This is a genomic window from Prevotella pectinovora (assembly GCF_000834015.1).
Lineage (GTDB): Bacteria > Bacteroidota > Bacteroidia > Bacteroidales > Bacteroidaceae > Prevotella > Prevotella pectinovora.
Genome location: NZ_JXQI01000048.1, coordinates 1 through 22,282 on the forward strand (window position 1 = coordinate 1; position 22,282 = coordinate 22,282).

The 22,282-nt window shown below is 47.2% G+C and carries 14 protein-coding genes; 8 read left to right on the top strand and 6 right to left on the bottom strand.

The window, feature by feature from the left end:
* Positions 1–158 (top strand): transposase (locus ST42_RS05695; RefSeq protein WP_231556937.1); only part of this gene is annotated, 158 nt, incomplete at its 5' end.
* Between the two features lie 892 nt (positions 159–1,050).
* On the opposite strand, the gene mnmE is transcribed toward ST42_RS05695, so the two are convergent.
* Entirely contained in the window at positions 1,051–2,493 is a 1,443-nt protein-coding gene (gene mnmE, locus ST42_RS05705; protein ID WP_044072768.1) for a tRNA uridine-5-carboxymethylaminomethyl(34) synthesis GTPase MnmE, read from the bottom strand.
* 149 nt (positions 2,494–2,642) lie between these two features.
* Between mnmE and ST42_RS05710 the strand changes: the two genes are divergently transcribed.
* Both ST42_RS05710 and ST42_RS05715 read left to right on the top strand, forming a co-directional pair.
* Positions 2,643–3,722 (top strand): hypothetical protein, encoded by a 1,080-nt coding sequence (locus ST42_RS05710; protein ID WP_044072770.1) that lies wholly within the window; start codon positions 2,643–2,645, stop codon positions 3,720–3,722.
* A gap of 45 nt (positions 3,723–3,767) precedes the next feature.
* A complete protein-coding gene (locus tag ST42_RS05715) occupies positions 3,768–5,417 on the top strand; it encodes a glycoside hydrolase family 43 protein (protein WP_044072772.1) in 1,650 nt (549 codons plus the stop codon).
* Between the two features lie 363 nt (positions 5,418–5,780).
* Here the strand turns inward: ST42_RS05715 and ST42_RS05720 are convergent, their stop codons facing one another.
* On the bottom strand, positions 5,781–7,094 hold the full coding sequence (locus tag ST42_RS05720; protein ID WP_044072774.1) for an ATP-binding protein: 1,314 nt from the start codon (positions 7,092–7,094) through the stop codon (positions 5,781–5,783).
* A gap of 711 nt (positions 7,095–7,805) precedes the next feature.
* Here ST42_RS05720 and ST42_RS05725 point away from each other — a divergent pair.
* Genes ST42_RS05725 through ST42_RS05735 form a run of 3 tightly spaced genes read left to right on the top strand, consistent with a single transcriptional unit; the run spans position 7,806 to position 11,736 of the window.
* Positions 7,806–9,224: an RNA-binding domain-containing protein gene (locus tag ST42_RS05725; RefSeq protein WP_044072776.1), complete on the top strand. Its 1,419-nt coding sequence runs from the start codon at positions 7,806–7,808 to the stop codon at positions 9,222–9,224.
* Positions 9,225–9,234: 10 nt separating this feature from the next.
* Positions 9,235–10,767 carry a WG repeat-containing protein gene (locus tag ST42_RS13150; RefSeq protein WP_052488253.1) on the top strand — a complete coding sequence of 511 codons (1,533 nt, stop codon included), beginning with the start codon at positions 9,235–9,237 and terminating at the stop codon, positions 10,765–10,767.
* Positions 10,768–10,779: 12 nt separating this feature from the next.
* Positions 10,780–11,736: an SEL1-like repeat protein gene (locus tag ST42_RS05735; RefSeq protein ID WP_044072778.1), complete on the top strand. Its 957-nt coding sequence runs from the start codon at positions 10,780–10,782 to the stop codon at positions 11,734–11,736.
* A gap of 401 nt (positions 11,737–12,137) precedes the next feature.
* Here the strand turns inward: ST42_RS05735 and ST42_RS05740 are convergent, their stop codons facing one another.
* Positions 12,138–13,472 carry an ATP-binding protein gene (locus ST42_RS05740; RefSeq protein ID WP_044072779.1) on the bottom strand — a complete coding sequence of 445 codons (1,335 nt, stop codon included), beginning with the start codon at positions 13,470–13,472 and terminating at the stop codon, positions 12,138–12,140.
* Between the two features lie 492 nt (positions 13,473–13,964).
* On the opposite strand from ST42_RS05740, the gene ST42_RS05745 reads away from it, so the two are divergent.
* Positions 13,965–16,286, top strand: coding sequence for a PKD domain-containing protein (locus tag ST42_RS05745; protein WP_231556934.1), 2,322 nt, complete (start codon positions 13,965–13,967; stop codon positions 16,284–16,286).
* A gap of 275 nt (positions 16,287–16,561) precedes the next feature.
* On the opposite strand, the gene ST42_RS13155 is transcribed toward ST42_RS05745, so the two are convergent.
* The 3 genes from ST42_RS13155 to ST42_RS05760 form a co-directional block, all read right to left on the bottom strand.
* Positions 16,562–17,251 (bottom strand): SprT-like domain-containing protein, encoded by a 690-nt coding sequence (locus tag ST42_RS13155; RefSeq protein ID WP_052488254.1) that lies wholly within the window; start codon positions 17,249–17,251, stop codon positions 16,562–16,564.
* Between the two features lie 26 nt (positions 17,252–17,277).
* Positions 17,278–18,126, bottom strand: coding sequence for an Rpn family recombination-promoting nuclease/putative transposase (locus tag ST42_RS05755; RefSeq protein ID WP_022317404.1), 849 nt, complete (start codon positions 18,124–18,126; stop codon positions 17,278–17,280).
* A 151-nt stretch (positions 18,127–18,277) separates the two neighbouring features.
* The gene (locus tag ST42_RS05760; protein WP_082028594.1) at positions 18,278–19,576 is read right to left on the bottom strand and encodes an NCS2 family permease; all 1,299 of its coding nucleotides are present in this window, start codon (positions 19,574–19,576) and stop codon (positions 18,278–18,280) included.
* Between the two features lie 161 nt (positions 19,577–19,737).
* On the opposite strand from ST42_RS05760, the gene hrpB reads away from it, so the two are divergent.
* Entirely contained in the window at positions 19,738–22,236 is a 2,499-nt protein-coding gene (gene hrpB, locus ST42_RS05765) for an ATP-dependent helicase HrpB (RefSeq protein ID WP_044072827.1), read from the top strand.
* Positions 22,237–22,282 lie beyond the last annotated feature (46 nt).

Below are 22,282 nucleotides of genomic sequence, written 5' to 3' on the forward strand. Positions count from 1 at the left end.
GATACATTATCGAAACCATTAACGACATGCTGAAGAATACGGCACAGATTGTACATTCACGCCATAGATCTGTAAGCAACTTTATCATGAACCTTATTTCAGCCTTGGGAGCATATTGTTTCTTTGATAACAAGCCAAAGCCATTGTATGGATACTGAATCGAAGACACGAAGCAACTTACATTGTTCTAAGGACAGAATAATCTCTTTCGATTCTTTATATATAGCTCATGTCTGATGAGCATGAGAAGAGAACTCGTGTATCTGTCTTCACATGCAACTAATCACTATTTTATCCCGAATTGGGGTACTATTTTATCCCGAATTGGGGTTAAATGTGATATTTCCAAAAAAACAGTCAAAACTGTCAGATTATCAGGTTTTCGCCGTAACGCATTGACGTACAGACTGTTCGCGACCAGATGGTTGTTTTGAATTGTCTGGATGGTTTGCTGATGAGAGGAAATGAAGTTTTGGGGCATCTGTCTGACATCAATTCTGCCCAACTGGGGCACGCTGCTTGCCCAACTGGGGCAAGGTGCTTGCCCATCATGGGCACGCTGCTTACCCCGGATGGGCATAATTGTAGTCAGGCAGATGCCCAATAAGTTAATGTCGTAATACCCATATTCCTGTTCCCGGAATTCTGCCAACGCATACAATTCCTTACATCTGACAATTGTAAGCGTATCCGCGATGCCAGTATATACGGTCCGTAAACGTATCCGCGATGCTATTGTATAGAGTCTCAAAAAATATCGCCCCTTCCATCAGCAAACCATCCAGACAATTGGCTGACAATCGCCAATTGGTCAACTGTCTGTCTGTCAGAATGTTACAACCAAAAACCAGATGGTCTGACAGTTTTTTCGGAAATTCTTGTTTTTACTGAGAATCATCGATATTGGCAACTTTTACTTATATCTATCAACATAACTTAATTCCGCCAACAAGTTATAACTATTCTTGCATGTCAGTAAGGAAAAATAGAGGCTCCCAAATTATAATATTTATGTGACATTTAATTGACATCCAAGTTTTTTTATACCATTCACTTGCCGATGCAGAACTCCCGGAATATTTTCTGGAGCGTTTCTTCTGTTGTTATCCGCTCTTCGCCGGTGATGTCGGCGAGGTGGTCGATGACCATGCGGAGGTCTTCTGCAAGGAGGTCGCCGCTGAGACCGATGTTCATGGAGTCGATGACACGCTGCAGACATTCGTCGGCACGGAGAAGGGCAGAGTAGTGGCGGGCAGAAGTTATCACGATGTCGCTCTCTGAAATCTGGGGTATGTCGGCAGCCTCTACGATGAGCTGCTCAAGCTGTGGAATGTTGGTGCCGTATTTTGCGCTGATGTCCACTGTCTTGTAGCCGGTACCGGCCAAGGAGTCAGACAACCAGTCTGATGCCAGACCGGTAGCGGCAGAAGGGGTCTTGACAGACTCGTCAGCCGAAGTCGTTTCGCCAGACTTGTCAATCTTGTTTCTCACCACGATGAGTCTCTTTCCGTCCACATGCTCCTTTATGTCGTCGATTTCAGCCGTTGTCGGCTGCCGGTCGATAAGCCAGAGCACTATCTTCGCCTCCTGCATCTTCTGGTAAGTGCGCTCTATGCCGATGCTTTCCACTACGTCGTCGGTGTCACGGATGCCGGCGGTGTCGACGAAGCGGAACTGTATGCCGTTGATGATGGTGGAGTCTTCAATGAAATCGCGTGTCGTGCCGTGTACGTCGCTCACGATAGCCTTCTCCTCATGTAGCAGGAGGTTGAGCAGCGTGCTCTTTCCCACGTTGGTGTTGCCGACGATAGCCACCGGTATGCCGTTTTTCAGTGCGTTTCCGATTTCAAACGAATGGATGAGAGATACGAGTCGCTGATGGATGTCGTTGGCAAGGGCGTATAGCTCCGTGCGGTCGGCAAACTCCAGTTCCTCGTGGTCAGAGAAGTCAAGTTCCAGTTCCAGTAGCGAGGTGAGCTTCAGCAGATGCTCGCGCAGGTCAGACAGCTCGTTGCTGAAGTGTCCCTTCAGTTGGCTGAGTGCCATGTCGTGAGTGGCCTTGTTGGTAGAGCTGATGAGGTCAGCCACGGCTTCAGCCTGCGAGAGGTCCATCTTGCCGTTGAGGAAGGCACGCTGAGTGAACTCACCCGGTCCGGCAGCCGCGCAGCCGTTCTCTATCAGCAGCGTCATCACCCTCTGCAGTATATACGCCGAGCCATGACAGGAAATCTCCGTGGAGTCTTCGCCCGTGTAAGAATGAGGAGCACGGAACACGCTCACCAGCACTTCGTCCACGGTCTCTCCCTTCCCGTCGGTTATCCTGCCGAAGGCGATGGAGTATGGCGCTCTGTCGTGCAGCTGCCTGTCGGTTTTTCCCGCCGGCGAGAATATCTTTTCTGTTATCTCAATCGCCTCATTGCCAGAGACTCTTATTATTCCTATCGCACCGCCCTGTGCGGTGGCTATTGCGCATATCGTTGGGTCGTTATTCATTTTTTGTCTTTTAATAAGTGCAAATGTACGCTTTTTTATTTAATTTTGCACTCGATAAAGAATATGACTTCCATAATAAGAGAAGAAATGTTTTTGGGATGGTCATTTCAATAGGATAAAGAAAACAAACAACGGTAACGATACAGCACGTGGATTTACATATATTCAACCCCGAACACGATATAGCACTCGCTTATGACGTGCCACACCTCACGATACCCCATGTGGCTCAGGAGATGCGTATGAATCTTGGTTTTCTGCCCGCTTTCTGGGCGAAAGATGGAGATGCCGTCCTCGTTGACGACATCAAATATGCCCTGAAAGCATCCAAACAGTATAAGGGGATGATTGCCGACGTGCTGTTCGTGGAGAAGACCGACCTCGCCTCGCTGCCCCTTGATGGCGTGAAGCCCTGGGGATGGGACCGCAGGGTATGTGCGGAACTCGCCGAAAACGGAGTCGCCGCCGACATCCTGCCCACCGAGGGACAGCTTGCCGACGTGCGCCGCTTCTCAGACCGCGAGCAGACGAAGGAAATGCTGCACGCGGTGAGAAAAGGAATTGAAGGCGATACCTGTGGCGAGAGCTTCGTGGCTACTGCCATGGATGAGGCCTGCAGCATCATCCGCCAGCTGGGCAATGCCGTGGTGAAAGCCCCGTGGAGCTCGTCGGGCAGGGGAGTGCGCTATGTCAGCGACGCTGCCGACCAGCCCAAACTGTCATGGATAAGACACACGCTGCAACACCAGGGCAAGGTGATGATAGAACCCCGCTATAACAAGATGTGCGACTTCGCCATGGAGTTCGTCTCCACTCCCGATGGAGGCGTGAGATATTGCGGACTGTCGGTGTTCAAGACCCTCAACGCCCAGTATACGGGCAATGTGGTGGGCAGCGAGCGGTTCAAGCGCGACATTCTCAGCCGCTATGTCAGCGAGACGCTTCTCGACGACATAGCCAGTCGTCTGGAGCAGAATCTCACCGCCATGCTCTCCGGACGCTATGCGGGAGAATTCGGCGTCGACATGATGGTTGTGGCTGGAGCCGAAGGCAACAGGTTCCTGCTCCATCCGTGTGTGGAGATAAACCTGCGCCGCACGATGGGGCATCTTGCCCTCTCGCTCTATGGCGGTGATGACGAGCACGCACGGTTGATGAGCATCGTACACGACGTGAACTACCAGCTGAAGCTGCAACGCATCGAAGGCGAATACGTCAACGTGTTGTAAGGCGAAACAGACAATCACTAACAAATCAAAATAGCATAACCGATTATGAAAAGAAAGCACCTTCTGCTGATGATGCTCGCATTGCCTATGGCAGCGCTGGCACAGTACAAGTCGCAGGTGTGGAGCCCAGACAATGGCAACGGCACCTACACCAACCCCGTTATCAATGCCGACTATAGCGACCCCGACGTGTGTGTCGCCGGCGAAGACTATTACCTCACGGCAAGTTCGTTCAACTGCATCCCCGGTCTGCCCATCCTCCATTCCAAGGATCTGGTAAACTGGGAGATAGTAGGCCATGCCGTTAAGGAACTGGAGCCGAAGCAGGAATTCGACCGGCCATCCCATGGCAACGGCATCTGGGCACCGTCAATACGCTATCACAACGGCGAGTTCTATATCTATTGGGGCGATCCCGACCATGGCGTGTTTATGGTGAAGGCAAAAGACCCCGCCGGCGAATGGTCGAAGCCGCTGTGTGTGATTCCGGGCAAGGGACTGATAGACACCACACCACTCTGGGATGACGACGGCCGCTGCTATCTCGTCAACGCATACGCCAACAGCCGTTCGCGTTTCGCCTCCGTAATCGCTATCCGTGAGTTGTCTGCCGACGGTACTAAACCCATCGGCAACCCCGTGATTATCTACGACGGCAACGGCACCGAGAGCCGCACTTGCGAAGGACCGAAGATATACAAGCGCGACGGATGGTATTGGGTGATGTTTCCTGCCGGCGGAGTGCCGACTGGCTTCCAGGTGGCGATGCGCTCCAAGAATCCGTTCGGTCCATACGAGAGCAAGGTGGTTCTCGCCCAGGGCAAGACAAAGATAAACGGTCCTCATCAGGGCGCATGGGTACACACCAAATTCGGCGAAGACTGGTTTCTGCATTTTCAGGACAAGGAAGCCTACGGCCGCGTGGTGCATCTGCAGCCTGTGACATGGAAGGACAACTGGCCTGTGATGGGCATCGATAAAGACGGCGACTACTGTGGCGAACCCGTCACGACATACCGCAAGCCGAAGACCTCAGGCAAGGTGCAGGTGGTGAATCCTGCAGAGAGCGATGAGTTCAGCGACACCAGACTCGGACTGCAATGGCAATGGCATGCCAACTACAATGAGACCTTCGGTATGCCGACAGCCTTCGGTTCGTATAGAGTATACACCCACAAGGTGTCGGAGAAATTCCAGAACCTCTGGGAAGTGCCCAACCTGCTGCTGCAGAAGACACCAGCCGACAAGTTCACAGCCACCACCAAAATCCGTTTCACATCAAAAGACCAGAACCAGACCGGCGGACTGCTGATGATGGGTCTTGACTATTCTGGCCTTGTGGTGAAGCGAGTGGGCAATGATTTCCAGCTCCTTCAGATTTCATGCAAGAGCGCCGACAAGGGCAAACCGCAGACAGAGCAGCTTATCGCCACACTCAAGCCAACGGCAGTAGACCAGATAGACTATCAGCCAGGCACTCACATCGATATCTATATGCGTATGAGCGTGAACGATGGCAAGATGCACTTCTCTTACAGTCTCGACGGCAAGAAGTACACCAAGTGTGGCACCGAGTTCACCATGCGCGAAGGCAAGTGGATAGGAGCCAAGATAGGCTTCGTGGCATACGAGCCAGGACAGAAGACCAACCGTGGCTGGATTGATGCCGACTGGTTCAGAGTGACCAGAAAGTGAAAATGAGATCTGTAGGAAAGGCATTCCTGTAATGCCGCAATATATGAAAATGCAGTTTGCAAAAAGGAACCGTGTCGGATTAGTTTCTGACACGGTTTTCTTTTTCTCATAGTTCTATTATTTTAGTTTATATTCTTTTTAAACATGTGTACAGACATAGTCTGCTATTTAAAATATTATAAATGTAACACCTTTTTCAGAATCCTTTTTGATACAAAGACAAAAAGATAAATGTGAAGGCACACAAGGAAGGAGCGAAAAAATGAAAAGTTTAGAGAAGAAAGAGCGAAAAAACACCTGTTAACTGTTAACTCTGTTAACCCATGGTTGTTCTTCCGCTCTTTATCTTTCTATGTATCAGCCTTACATATCCTGCATAGACAAGCCTATCAGCTGCACTTCGTTATACTTTCCGAAATTACTACGAATCGATTCAAATTTCTCCTGTAAGAGTTTAGGATTATATCGGTCGGCATTACGCTTCACTTCTGCCACCAATGCCGTCTTGTCAATATCGTTGAGTGCGATAAGGTCTATCTCGTTCATTCCTTTCCTGTCCCAATAATTTCCAACCAAGGTAACACGCTCCTCCTCAGCAATCTTTTGGCGAAAATATTGTTCCAGTACTAGTTCCGTATAGTCATTGTAATCTCGCTCCACGATTTCCAAGAGCAAGTCGTTGCGCTCCGTTTCTATCAAAGCTTGATTAGGCAAGACGAAACGGAACCAGAAGCGCAGGAAGCAATCTTCCACACTCCACCTGAGGTTTCTACTGCCAGGCTTGCTAAACATCGGTGTCAACTTGCTCACATAGTTATAGTCTTCCTCCAGTCGCTTCAGATAGGTACCCGTATTCTTGCCGATGATATTATCTATCTGGTTCTGAACCGTCATTCCCCCAGCTACCAGCTGCATGATGCTGAGATAGTTGGCATAATCCTTGCCAAACTCCGACAACACAATTTCCTTACCCTCTGTGATTAAAGGACTTTCCGAGCTTGTTGCCCAACGGAGCATACTCTCTTTGTCGGTCGCTCCTGCATCCATCAGCAAGGCGATGTATTTAGCTACACCACCAGTCAACATATACAGGCAAAGCAAGTCTTCAGAAGTATAGTTGGGGTTGTAGTCATGCAAGATTTCCTTGATAACGCTTATCCTAAATGGCTTGAGCCTTATCTCGCAATCCTTCCTGCCATATAGAGGCTCGTCATCGTTATCGAAGATTTTGTGCATCATGCTATAGATGCTGCCACAAGCCACGAGATTGACCATGGTTGATTCGTGGTATCTATCCCAAATGTTCTGAATATGGCTTGGGATGGCTGGATTCACATTCAAGAAGTTTTGGAACTCATCGAAGACGATGGTAAAATGATGTTCCTTTCCATACTTCATGATTTGCTCGAAGAACTGTGCAAAAGTCTCCATTCTACCATATACTTGAAGTCCCAGCACTTCCTCAGCTGCCTTTTGGAATTTCTCCGCCAATACACGTTCGTTGTCCTTCGACACATATAGATACAGCATCTTCTGCTCTTGCTCCGTCTTGAGCAAAAGAAGCGTCTTTCCGATACGTCTTCTGCCTATCATCACAGTAAAAAGGGAATGCTTAGCCGATTTTTCCCAGTTCCTGCGCAGTATCTCTATCTCCTTTTTCCGATCATAAAACTTCATAATGTAACAGCCGTTAAATTAATGCGCGTTAAATAAGCATCGCAAAGATACAATATTTTGTCATCAAGATTCATAAATCTCGAGAAAAACATACTTTTGGGGCAATAAAAGACAAAAAAGTTAAGAAATAAGACAGATTAGAAACAAAAAGGGGCACGATTGGTCGTGCCCCAAATATTATAAGGATGCTTTCATCTTATTCTACAGCCACTTTTTTCACGCTACCATCGCTATACTTCACGATATTCAATCCCTTGGTTGGACCTATTTACCTTATTGTCTGTATATAAAAAGAGGTATAAAGTCAAACGCCTTGTATTTGAGAAAATAACACTCTTTTGGGCAACTTTATGTGGATATAATCTTTATTCCCGGTTAAAAGCAGTAACTTTGCGGCAAACACAACGTTTTCGTTAAGTCAGATGAGCAGAGCCAAGCTTGCTTGAGCTTTGCCATGGCGAGAAAAGGTGCCATGAAATGGAACAAATAATTGAAGCATGGCGGATTTAAATCGTGTCAAGACCGTATTGGCAGAAAGAGGTATTATGAGTAAATGGTTGGCAAAGACATTACATAAAGACCCTGCCACAGTATCGAAGTGATGCAACAACCACGCACAACCCGACTTGAAGACATTGGCACAAATAGCCGATGTTCTCAATGTGGATATACACGAGTTGATTTGCCATACAAAAGTGGAATGAACAGAATATGAGATATACTATCGAAGAGATACGTCAGATGCCCGAAGGGCAGACTTTCGACTGCAAGAGCATTCATATAGAACCGAAGGCTCTCGCCAACACTATTGTCGCTATGGCAAATGCCGATGGCGGCATGATAGCCGTAGGTATATCCGACAAGACTCGTCGTATCGAGGGTGTCAACCAAGACAAGGCTCATTTGAACGAGATACTTCGCACTCCGTTTGATTTCTGTGTACCCACCATTTCTGTTACGACAGAGTTCATGCCTTGCCAAGACAGCGAGGGCAATGACAACCACATACTGATAATCCATGTCCCGGCCAGTCCTCGCCTCCATGCCAACCAAGCCGATGAGGTGTTTTGGCGGGTGGGCGACAAGTCGCGTAAGCTACCCTTTGAGGAACGTCTGCAACTGATGTATGACAAGGGTGAACGATACTATGAGGACAGCCCTGCCTACGATGCCACTATCGAGGATATCGACATGGATACCGTAAAAGCATATATGAAGCGCATTGGTTATGGCAAGTCTCCAATGGAATACCTGCAAGAGAACAAAGGATTTCTGACTTACAAGGGCGATGTACCACAAGTCAGCACTGCCTGCATCTTGCTCTTCGGTAAGCGTCCCCAGAACTTCTTCCCTCGTGCCCGTGTCCGTTTTATCAAGTACTATGGTACGGAAGAGAAAGTCGGCAGGGAAATGAACGTCATCAAGGATGTCACCTTCGAGGGGCGCATCCTCGACCAGATACAGAAAACCATCGACTACCTCGAAACGCAAGTGAAGGAACATTCCTATCTCGGTGAGGACGGACTCTTCAAGACCGACAGGGAATATCCTAAGTTCGTGATACAAGAGATGACGGTAAACTCGGTTTGCCACCGCGATTATAGCATCAAAGGAACGGAGATACAGATAAAGATGTTTGACGACCGACTTGTGTTCGAGACCCCCGGTAAGCTGCCAGGTATCGTCCGCACCGACAATATCCGCCACACCCACTTCTCTCGCAACCCAAAGATTGCCGAATATCTGAAAGCCTACGACTATGTAAAGGAGTTCGGTGAAGGAGTTGACCGTATGTGTCGTGAGCTTTCTGCCATCGGCACGAAGGAACCTCAATATCATCTTGTCGCTTTCATCATGAAAGCCTCTGTGTGGGCTAACGTATTGGAGGAAGGGCAAGAAAAGACTATATCCGACCAGAAGCGACCAGAAAGCGACCAGATAAGCGACCAGATAAAAATGATTTTAGAACTAATCAAGGAAAAGCCACAAATAAGTAGAAGCGAAATTTCACACAAAATGGGACTTCATGAAAGTAGTGTGAAGCGTCGTCTGAAGATGATGGTTGATAAAGGTATTATTCAACGCATAGGTTCCGACAAAGGTGGTCATTGGCAAATCAGCAATAACTAAATTAAAAAAAATGAATTCACAATTAAACAAATTGGATTATACAAAGCACTCCAATTCAAATTGGATAGAAAAACGCAAAAATGGCATAGGACTTACCGATTCTTTTTTGATGGATTCATCAAATAATGAGATCGGAGAGATTATGTCATCATTCGATACTCATGGATTTGCAGTAATAAAAGGAGATAAGGGTTATGGATTGATAGACAAACAATTGAAAGTGATCCTTGATTGCTCGTACATTTTTAAATATAACAGATGTGGGCCTGACTTTGCATACCATTATTTAGTTGTACAGAAAAATGGGTGTTATGGTCTGGTAAATGAAATTGGGAAAATTGTTGTTCCGTGCAAATATCCAGGCTTTGCATCTTTTAGTAATGCCGATAATAATAATTTATTAGACAGGGGATTTTTATGTATTACAGACGGTAATAAGTATGGTTTGATTGAAATAGCCAATTCAAATCAATATCTACTTAATTGTGTTTACGATAGGATTGTATTTCATTCAAACAAACAATATATCTGGCAGGATTTCTTGTATGCAGCCGATAATAGGTATATTGTTGGTTATTCTGCAAAATCATGTACTGTGTTTGATGTTCTATCACGTCAGTTTTTTACCATCAATGAGCTGGTATATAACATTGAAGTTATTTTCAATAATCATATTATTGCTATTTCAAAGTACTCTAAAACAGATGACACTTTGAAATATAAAATTCTTTCAATAGAAAATGGTATTACAATGAATGAAAAAGAATATGACGGACTAGCAACTTTAGATGGGAAATATATACAAGTACGCCAGGGTGAGAACTGGGGTATTTTTGATTTGTCAGAAAATAAAGAGATTATTCCATGCCAATATTTTCACGGAGAGAAACAGAGTGGGTATTCTGTTCACTTTTGTCCAGATTTCATGATAAAACCCAATGAGGAATTGATATTGGTTTTAAATGATGGCTTGTGGGGTTATATTAACAAAAGCAACAACTTAGTTATTGACTGTATTTATGAGAAAGCAAGACCTTTTTCTGATGGTATGGCGGCTGTTTATCAACATTTTTATTGGAGATTTATAAACTCAGATGGTGAATTTGTAGGAGGGAAATATGAAGAAGTATTGGATTTTAAGGAAGGAATGGCTGGTGTAAAAGAATTCGATAAATGGGGATATATTAACAAGTACGGAATTCAGATTATCCCTTCCCGTTTTTCTGAAGCAAAATCTTTTGCAGAGGGATTGGCACCGGTGGCTTTTAAAAATAAGTGGGGATACATAAATGAAATGAATGAAACAGTCATACCTTTCCGATATAAGTGGGCATATCCATTTAATGATGGAATTGCAAGTGTTAATGATTATGGTGGTAATGGACATATTGATAAAAATGGAAAATGGATTGATTATGAAGAATATAAACAAGATAATAATACCTATCATAACTATGAAGCAGAACGTTGGGATGCACTAACAGATGGAATGGAAGGCGATTACCCTGGTTCTGGTGTTGACTACGATTTATTAGGATTTTAATAACGGAAACAAATGTTCGCAAAAGGATATACAAATATTAGGGCGATGATAGAAACCCAATATGGGATTTTATCACATATGATAACGGATATAGCTTACAGATACCAAACGCTATTAAAACAGACAGAGGAAGAAGCTGACCGATTGGCGCGAGATAATTCCGATGGAGATTATGAGGTCTATCATACAATCTTGAATAGTTTTAATGATGTTGAGGAAAGGTCGTATTGTTTGATGACGGAAAGCAGAAAGATTCTGTTTTGTGCGATTTCTTCATACTATGAGACAATGCTCAACGAAATAGTCCTGTATTATAAAATTGCAAACAATGCCACCCAGCCATCACAAATACTTGATTCAATTCTTAAAGCATATAAGACAAAGTACGGAGAAGAGATAACTTGTATAGAAGAAAATGTAGAGTATGCCAACTCTATTTATAGGTTACTACGTAATCTCTATATGCATGGTTCCCTATCGAAAGAAAAGGATAGATGTACGCTATTCAATTATGCTGGAGTTACCCATGGTTTAAAGGCTGTCGGTATCGATACAATTGTTATCACAGATAATGCATTCTTATATAAAGCACTTGATTGTTTTAAGACGATTCTCGTTTGTGTAGATGATGCTTTTACGCAACAATTATCAGAAGAACAAAAGCAATTGATGAGGGCTAAGGATATTATACGAGAAGCGATTAATAACTATCCTCCTGAAATGCCTGGGCTAGAGGATGAATATCCTCCTTTTTGTTCGATTAGGATACACAGATTACTATGTGAGGCAGAATCCTTACTACTTTACGTAGCCAAGCAAGGTAATGCAGAAGCTCAAATGTTATTAGCAGATTTGTATATATCTGCTTTTGAGACCCCACAGAAAAAAAAAGGATTTTTCTGGTTAAAGAAGGCTGTTGCACAGAATTATTTACCAGCAATCCAAATGCTTAGAGAAGTGAACCATTGATAACCTTTGTCAACCCTGTCCACGATATAATACTGCCAATCAGCTTCAAATTTGTCCTTCATCGTAACCACTCGTAAACCCTTGTCAACTACGTTCACAATATGACAAAATAAAAGCTCCGCAATTTCTCCACGGTAGAAATACGCTGCAATAATATGTGGAAAATAGGGAACTGCCAAAAAGCACTCGGAAAGTGTTAAAAATCAAAGAGTTTTGAAAATCAAGGCTTTATGGTTAGTTATAAGGCTCTAAATACAAAGGCGAAAAAGATAAATGTGAAGGACACAAGGAAGAAGCGAAAAAATGAAAGGTTTACTACGCTAACGGCATTTTTTTTAAAGGGTTAGCGTAGTAAGCTTTTGCAATAGCGTTATAATCCAAAGCTCTTTTTGGCTTGCCATTTATTCATTAAGCTCAATATTCCCCACAAACATTTTCAATTTATCAACCAGATATAATGGAAGATTAAGCAAATCATCGTCCTTCCTCATGTTAAGAGCAGAAAGGCGAATTGATAGTTTAGGGAGATATTGCTTACGATAATACGCCAGGCTCTTCGCCGTGACATTCTTATCAGCCTTAACCTCGATAGGAATGATTTTACCTGTATCCTGCAAAAGAAACTCCACTTCTGCCGTATTGCCAGAAGTCCAATAATAATGCTGACTGCCATACTGGCGAACCAAAGCCTGAAGGACATAGTTTTCTGCCATCACTCCCTTGAACTCCGTAAAGAGATTGTCGCCCATCAATATCGTAGTAGCATCCAAATCAAACTTGCGCCCCAATAACCCCACATCATTGAGATAAAGCTTAAAGGCATTGTCTTTTTTATAGGCAGAGAGCGGCAGGCGAGGAGTTCCTATCGCCGAAACCCGATGCACCAATCCAGCCAGGCACAACCATTCGATGGCTCCCTCATACTCACGTGCCCTAGCCCCTTTCTGAATATCAGCATAACGGAACTTCTTGTCCTCACGAGCCAGCTGATTCTGCAAATTGCCCCAAACCTGAAACACACGTGGGATATCCTTGTTGCTGATGTGCTTGGCAAAATCCAGGGAATAAGACTGGAGGATAGCATCCTGAACCACCTTTACTTCCGCCCACGAACGAGTATCGATGTAGACACTTACCGCCTCGGGCATTCCTCCTAACACAAGATACAACTTGTAAGCATCTATCAGCTGCTGGTGCAACACCTCGGGCACAGCCATCACCTCATCTATCATCTGATAAGAATGATAGAGCTGAGCATCTGCTGCCCTCAGATATTCAGCAAACGATACGGGATAAAGCGTCATGAAGTCCACCTTGCCCACAGGGAAAGACGCTCCTGTACGATTAAGAGCCACACCCAGGAGTGAACCTGCGCACGCAACAGCGTACTCAGGAGCATCCTCACAGAAATATTTCAAGCTATTCAAAGCTTCATTGCATTCCTGAATCTCATCAAGAACAATCAGAGTGGAAGTTGGAGAAATTTTCTTCCCCGTCATCAGCTCCATCGACTTAATGAGTTTCAAGGGTTCCTTGGTACGTTTAAAATCCTCCTTCATGGCTGGCATCGTATCGAAGTTGATGTATACCATATCCTCAAAAGATTCCCTGCCAAACTTCTTCAATGCCCACGACTTACCTACTTGGCGTGCGCCCTGCAACACCAAGGGTTTGCGACGCGGATTCTCCTTCCACGCCTTCAATTTATCTAATATACCTCTTTGTATTTCTGCCATAATTCCTTCATTAATATGATTTTTCGGCAAAAATACACATTTTTAATATCAAAAAGTGGCAAACTTGCACATTTTTAATATTAATTGGAATTAGAACCTATAAAACGGAGTATTCAAATAAAAAGAAAGAGCGGAAGAATAACTGGTAACTCTGTTAACCCAAATCGGGCATTAGGGCTTGCTTGGATTTTGTTTTTTAGAAGAGTGGATTTCGTTTGGATTTTAATGAGTAATAGTGGGCTATTGCGAATTAAAAACAGGCAAAAGACACCTTATAAAAAACAAAAGACTGCAAGCAGTTATAAAACACAGCATTAAAACGGTCTAATGACCGATTGGGGTTCGATTGTCTTATTTGTAGTCAAAAATAGCTGTTTATACGTTATATTCTTGCGGTTTTTAATTAAAACACATAAATTTGCAGACAATTCGTTAATATGGCAGCATGTGGGATACATGCGAAACAAAAGTATAAACAAAAGGGAAAACGTTATGAACAGATTACTTACCACATCGTTCGTTTTAGCCGTCGCGGCAGGCATGTTCTATACAGCATACGCCACCGACGACAACAAGGTCTTAGTAGGCAAAATACAAACCGCCAATCCGGCCAAAGACAGTAAGGCATTACGCCTGGAATACCGTCCTGCGCCATTTCCGTCGAGCATGCCCCGCACCATCCGTCGTGCCGATGCCAAGGGAGTGAAGGCAGACTTCAGTGTGAAGAACGCCGCGACAGGGCAGGAAACGGTATGGGCAGAGAACTTCGACAACGGTACGCTTGCCGACTGGACCCAGGACAATGGCGAAGGCAACAACGTGACCTTTACCCTGAAGCAGCCCTCCGGCGACAAGGCATTCACGGGCATCGACCCCGACGATAAAGCATCGCTGCATATCGACGGACCATATAATATCGTGCGCCGCACCATCGGCACGATAACGAGCAAAGACATCGACGTGCCCGCCAATGCACAATTTCATGGATACGTATACTTCGACACTATGTGGAACGAATACGCCACTCTGACAATCAGTGCTTCAGCCGACGGCTTCGCCACTCAGACAGACCTCTGGAAGAGCACGAGCGTTGCCGACAAGGGAAGCGCATGGCGAAAGGTGGATGCTGACCTCACCGAATTTGCCGGCAAGACGGTGAAGCTGCGCCTCACCTACGGTCCGGGAACCGACGATGGCTTCAACGTTGGCGGATACCTCGGCGACTTCTATGTGGACGGACTCACGGTGAGCAGTATGACCACCATCGACCAGATTGCCGTGAAGACAGGCGAGGAGATACAGTTTGCCGACCTCACCGCCGGCACCCCGGAGTCGTGGGAATGGACATTCCCCGGCGGCACGCCGGAGACCTCGACCGACCAGAACCCTACCGTATATTACACCAAGCCCGGCAACTACGACGTAACGCTGAAAGTGAAAGCCGGCGATGAAGAAGACGAGGTGACCAAGACAGCCTTCGTAAGCGTTGAAGGACAGGAGCCGACGGCACAGGTGGGATGGCCGGCAGAATTCCGCGATCTCACCACGAGGATGCGTATGATGGCACCGCTCGCCACCGTGCATTACACCGACCGCTCTACAGGATTTCCCGACCAGTATTCATGGGCGATATATTCAGAGTATGAACTGAAAAACAACACCGACCCTATATTTACGCCAAAGGGTATATTCACTACAAAGGACGTGGATTTCAGTCATGAGAAGATGAACAAATGGTATGTAACACACATCGCCCAGAACGAGACCGGCTACACGTTCCAGGACGACAGCGTACAGGTGCAGTTCGACGGCTACATCACGAATTTCGAACCCAAGGACGGATATCAGACCAATTTCACCGATGGCAACCTTACCCTGCCGGGAGCCAACAAACTCGGCATCACGGCATGGGCAGAGAAATTCTCGAAGCCGTCCACGCCGATGCTCCTCACCGGTATGTATGTCAACTTCACCAAAGCCTCGGCAGAGGAACTGACAGACCAGATTGCAAATGTGTCGTTCTCGCTCTATACATCAAAAGACGGACTCCCCGACCAGAAGATAGACCTGCTCGACACGTGGACGATGACAGAACTGAACTATGCGCTGACTACCAAAGACGGAGTGGTGGAAGTGCAGCTCAGCAAGGATTATGTCATCAACGATGAGTTCTTCGTTGTCATCGACGGCATTCCGGAGAAAAACGACGCTATGGAATGCGCCTTCGCAATGGCTCCGATGCGCGACCACGGCAACACCGCCTATATGCTGAAGAATGGAGAGTGGCGCCCGCTGACGGGCTATTTCCAGGCTGCCCCTGGCGGACAGACATCACTCGCCGTATTCCCGGTGGTGAAACACTCCGTGATGGTGTCGGCGAAAGTCAGCGACAAGGGAGAAGTGACGGTAGACAACGACACAGTGTTTGTGGACAAAGAAGCCGGAGTAGCCACAAAGACCATCTTCTCGAAGCTCGGATGGAAGACGGCAACGTCGGACGAACAGTGGTGTAAGGTGGTCAGCGAGCCAGGAGAATATACCGCCGACGACCTGCAGATAGAGTATTCCGCATTGCCTGTCGGCATTGACAAACGGGATGCCACCATCACCATCACCGATGGAGTGGGAGAGATGAAGATTGTCTTGGTTCAGGAGAACAAGGTGGTGTCTGCCATCAACGACGTCTCTGCCGGTGCTGCTCTACAGGGCAAGGAGGTTTACGACCTCAATGGCATGCGCATAGACTCCTCCGTCCTGCCGAAGGGTATATATATTGTGAGAGACGGCAAGACCATGAGGAAGGTCGTGAGATGATGCAGGCCTGGCATCTCCTATGCGAGATTTTCATTCCATGAATGCTATGGTAGAATTTTATTATCTGCAAAACAAAGATAATCCAAAGGTTTATCGATAATAATCAGGGCTGAACTTCTAGTATGAATAATTAGGGCTGAACTTCACTGGTATGGAGTTCAGCCCTGATTATGATGGAAGTTTTTTGTGGTTGTTGCCTTGTCATGTCGTCATTGCCGCCTTGTCAAGTCATTATCGTTGTCTAAGTTGTCATTATTGCCGTTTCGTTGAGGCTCTTATCTGTTGCGGATTATTCTTTTGCCGTCGCATTCCATGCGTTCCGCATCGGCGAGATGACTCTTAAGAGTTTCTTCTTCGCATATCGAGACCTTGAGTGCAGAGGAGTTGGGAAACTGGTTGAAGAATGTGTCATTGCTCATATAGAGCTGTATTGCTGATACATCCTTTGCCGAGAGCACATTGTTGTAGTAGTAGGTTATCCGTTCCACGATTCTTGGCAACACCTTCACTCCTGTGCGTCCGTCGGTGAAGGTCACCACAGCCACCACATGCCATGACCGTCTGCCTTCCCTTGCCTGCTGTTTCTGCGTTTCCGTAGGTTTGTGTGATATGGCTATATGTCTGCCGAATCTGGCGTTTATGCTGTTCATCATCGTGCGGAACAGTCGTCCGTGGGCACTCGTGTCCTTCAGTTGGTTGCTGGCGATGTAGTAGTGTATCATCTCGTGTATGATAGTATCCTCCACTATTTCCTGCGGCAGGTCAAACCGTGTGTTGATGCGCAGCACGAAATCGTAGTTCACCACCTTGCCCATCAATCCGTTGCGTTTCTTCTTGAAGCAGCACATGCCGAGAAACCCTTTGGCGTTGCTAAGCCTTATGGGTATGTCGGGCAGTTTGCCGTCGAACATCATCCTGTTGTATTCGTCGAATTTCTCCTTGATGAATGGAATGGTTGGTGTCATGCGGTTGTGGTTGTTTGAAGGAGGATTTATAAGTCCTTAAGTTCGCCAATTGAAATTCCTGTCAATTCAGAAATCACTTCCATATCCATTCCTTTTGCAAGCATGGCACGGGCAATTTCTGCTTTTCCTTCTGCTTTTCCTTCTGCAAACTTTTTCTTTTCTGCAGTTTTGATTGCGTTTACGATGTCGCGATAAGCATTTACACTATCTTCGTATGATTTCAGTTCCTGTGGGTTGAACTTGGAAATTTCAGCTTGTTCAAACAGACGTGTGAACACACGCTCTTGTAACGAGGCGGGACGTTTCATTAGAGATGAGAGGTTTTTCAGTACAAACATCCATTTGTCATACATCGTTTCAAGTTCATTTTCTGTTTTGTCGAATTTGGGAATCTCTACATATACATACGTTAGTTTGTCATAGAAGACCTCTTTGGTGTCTGTTTCCATTAATTTCACTTCATGATGCCACCTCTTTGCGTTCTGCAAACCCTCTGCAAAGTTGAAGTTCAGCAATCCTATCGTATATACGGAATTGAGATGAAAGTCCCAATCTCCGCCACGTTGCGCTTGCTCTCGTATTGGAAATGTTGAATAATATATTGTTCGGTCTTTGAAGAACTCCTGATATACATTTTGCATCTCTACGATGAATTTTTCGCCTTTGTCATTCTCACAAAACACATCGAATACTGCACGCCTGGCGTCTATGCGGTCGCCGAGCTGTTCTGAGTTCAAGTAGGTAACATCCTTCACGTTCTGTTCTCCACGGAACAAAGCGTTGAGAAAACTTATCAGCAACTCTTTGTTGAATTCTGATCCAAACAATCTCTTGAATCCAAAGTCTGTATGTGGATTGATGTATCTTTCTACCATAATGCGGATTATTTTATCAGTGACAATACAAAGTTAAGCAAATTACTCCGAATGTGCAAATTACTTTTGTCATTCCTTGGTTCTTTATTTATAGAGACAATCACAATTCTTTATAATATAAAGCCTAATTGCCCGTCTGACCCGTTTGGGGTTAAATGAAAATGTATTTCATCACGAACAAGGCAGCGAGGATATAGAGCGTAGGGTTGAGCTTCTTCCAGTTGCAGCACAGGATGTTTATGGCAACGTATGCTATGATGCCGCAGAGAATGCCGTCGGAGATGCTGTATGACAGCGGCATCATCACGATGGTGATGAATGCGGGGATGGCTTCGGTGTAGTTGTTCAGGTCGATGTCTTTTATCGGCGACAGCATGAAGAGTCCCACGATGACGAGAACCGGAGTGGTGGCGGCAGCAGGAATGGCGAGGAAGATGGGAGCGAAGAAGAGAGCCACGACGAAGCAGAGAGCCGTGGCAAAAGCCGTTAGTCCGGTCCTTCCGCCCTGTGCCACACCGGCGGCACTCTCCACATAAGTCGTTGTGGTGCTTGCTCCCAGACACGCTCCAGCCATCGTCGCCACGGCATCAGCCATGAACGCTTTGTTCAGACCATGAATGCGTCCGTCTTTTCTCATCATGCCTGCCTTGGTGCATACGCCGACAAGCGTGCCCATGGTGTCGAACATGTCGATGAACAGGAACGTGAACACCACGATGGCCATGTCGACGGTGAAAATGTTGTGGAAATCAAACTGGCAGAAAATAGGTGCTATAGACGGCGGAGTGTCCATTATTCCCTGGAATTTCGTTATTCCCATCGGGATTCCTATCAGCGATGTGGCGAGTATTCCGATGAGCAATGCTCCCGGCACGCGTCTGGCAATGAGCACCGACGTGAGCACTATGCCTATCGACCCGAGCAATGCCGAACCGTGAGGCAGGTCGCCGATGGTGACGAAAGTGGCGGAGCTCTCCACTATGATGCCCGCATTCTTCAGTCCGATAAATGCTATATAGATGCCGATTCCGGCTCCTATCGCCCGCTTGATTGAAGCCGGTATGGAGTCAACGATAAGGGTTCGTATGCGTGTCATTGTGAGAATCACGAATATCAGTCCCTCGATGAGTATCGCCGTGAGCGCAAACTGCCATGAGTATCCCATGGTGAGACACACGGTAAACACGAAGAAGGCGTTGAGCCCCATGCCGGGAGCGAGTCCGAACGGCTTCTTGGCGTATATCGCCATCATCAGTGTTCCGATTATGGCAGCAAGAGCCGTTGAGGTGAACACGGCATTGGTGACCATGCCCTTGGAGGCGAGGACCGAAAAAATGCTTGGATTAACGGCAAGGATGTATGCCATCGTGAGGAAGGTGGTGATACCAGCCATTACTTCCGTCTTGATGTTGTGCTTCGCTGGATCGAAGCCGAAGAGTTTTTCTAACATTGTCGTTGTTCTTGATTTTTGTTTATTTGGCATGAATTGACTATTGTTTTTGGGGGATGAAAGATTATAAATATAGATGGTGCAAAATTATCAATAAAAGTTTGAAAACAATAATCATTACTATTACTTTTGCATGCAGAAGAAAATAAAAGATGATCTTGATGACTATAGACGACATAATATCCAGGTGTGCCACGTTGCCGGCTGCCGACATTGCCAAAGGTGTGAACAGAACGCTCGACGAGAACAATTCTCTCGTCGTCACGGCACCGCCGGGAGCAGGAAAGTCCACACTCCTGCCACTTACCATCATGGCTGGGACTGCCGCCGGAAAGATAATGATGCTTGAGCCAAGACGCCTGGCAGCGCGACAGATTGCCGAACGCATGGCGGAGATATTGGGAGAACCCGTGGGGAAGACCGTAGGCTATAGAGTGCGTTTCGAGAGCCGCGTCTCTGAGGCAACGCGCATAGAAGTGGTAACTGAGGGGGTGTTCCTCCGTATGCTCGTGGATGACCCTACGCTCGACGGGGTGTCTGTAGTAATCTTCGACGAGTTTCATGAGCGCAGCATCAATTCCGACCTCGCCCTTGCCCTCGTCAGACAGTCGCAGACTCTCCTTCGTGATGACCTGCGCCTCGTCTTGATGTCGGCAACGATTGATGCCACGTCGCTCTGCAATACATTGCATGCCCCGTTGGTGGAGAGCCGGGGAAGGATGTTCCCGGTTGAGGTGGTCCATGCTGACGACGACACCATCGCTATGGCATCCTCCCGTCGCAACGCCGACATTCCGCTTGCCGTGGCACGCATGGTGAGCAGGGCGCATAGGGAGAGCGATGGCGACATACTGGTGTTTCTGCCAGGACAGGCAGAGATACAGAAAGTGACAGACCTGTTGGGCGACTCTTTGCTGCCCACTGTCGTGATGCCCCTCTACGGCAACCTCTCGCCAGAGGCGCAACACAGGGCGATAGCCCCCTCTGCCGGGGGAAAGCGAAAGGTGGTCCTTGCCACGCCGGTGGCAGAGACCTCAATCACTATAGAAGGAGTGAGAGTGGTGGTGGATGCCGGACTGTGTCGCCGTCCGGTGTTCAATGCCCGCAGCGGACTCAGTCATCTTGATACCGTTGCAATAAGCAAGGATATGATGACGCAGCGAACGGGACGTGCCGGACGAGTGGCGGCGGGAACCTGCTACCGTCTCTGGACCGTAGCCACGGAGAACCAGCTTGCCGACCAGCGCCGGCCGGAGATAGAAGAAGCCGACCTCGCCCCGATGCTGCTGCAGGTGGCGGCATTCGGCGAGAGAGACATCCTTTCGCTGCCATGGATCACTCCACCGTCAGCAGGCAGCGTAGGCAAGGCGCAGCATCTTCTGAAACCCCTCGGAGCCGTGGATGCCGACGGAAAGATAACCGCCATTGGAAAACAGATGGCTGCAATGCCCTGTCATCCACGTGTGGCAAGGATGATATTGGGATGCCGTACAAAGGAGATGAGAAGTCTGGCATGCGACATCGCCGCTATCCTCGAAGAGAAAGACCCGCTGACTGCCGAAGAGTCTGCCGACATTACGATACGTATAGGAGTGCTGCGCTCGTGCAGAAGCAAGAGGAACGTAGGCCGCTGGCAGCGCATAGCGATGATATCACGGGAATACCAGCGCATGACAGGAGCTACCGAAGACAATGCAGCCATCGATGCCGACGATGCCGGGCTGCTGATTGCCTATGCCTATCCGGAACGTGTGGCGATGGCAACCGACGATGTGGGAGGCTACAAGCTTGCCAGTGGCGACAATGCTTCGCTGTCTGTCACCGATGCCCTCTCGGCAAGCAAATGGATTGCCGTGGCGTCTCTCTATTCACAGAGCAACGGCGGACGTATATATCTTGCCGCACCGGTTGATGTGGAACAGATGCAGACAATTTCATTGGACAATGTTTCATGGAACTCAAAAGAGGGCATGGTGGTGATGAGAAGGGAGCAGAGAATCGGTAAACTCATCGTTGGCAGCAAACCGATACACGATGCCGACAAGGACAGGGTGGTGGAGATTGTGTGTGATGCCGTGAGGAAAGACGGACTGAGCATGCTGGACTGGAGCGATGATGTGGCGAGACTCCAGAACCGTGTGGCTGCCGTTGCCGCCTGGCATCCAGACATGGAACTGCCTGATATCTCAACTCCACACCTGATGCAGACGGCGGGCAGTTGGCTGCCTATGTATCTCGTTGAAGGCAGCAGAGTCATGACATCTGTGACAGAGATGAAAAAGCTGGACTTGAGAGACATCATCTGGGCAACGATACCATACGACAAGCAGCAGGAGATAGACCGGCTCGCTCCAGAATACGTCGTCGTGCCTACGGGCAGCAGGATACGCATCGACTATCGTCAGGGATCGGCAGCACCGGTGGTGAGCGTAAGACTGCAGGAATGTTTCGGTATGACGGAGACACCAACAGTGGACGACGGCAGACAACCGCTGCTCATGGAACTGCTTTCGCCGGGATTCAAACCGGTGCAGCTCACTCAAGACATTGCCAACTTCTGGCGTGAGACATACTTTGACGTGAGAAAAGAACTGAAGCGCCGCTATCCCAAACACTGTTGGCCCGACAATCCTTTGGATGCCAAGGCGGTGAAGAAATAAGAATCGGCATACAACAAAAACTCCCCCAACTGTCATTAGAACGTTT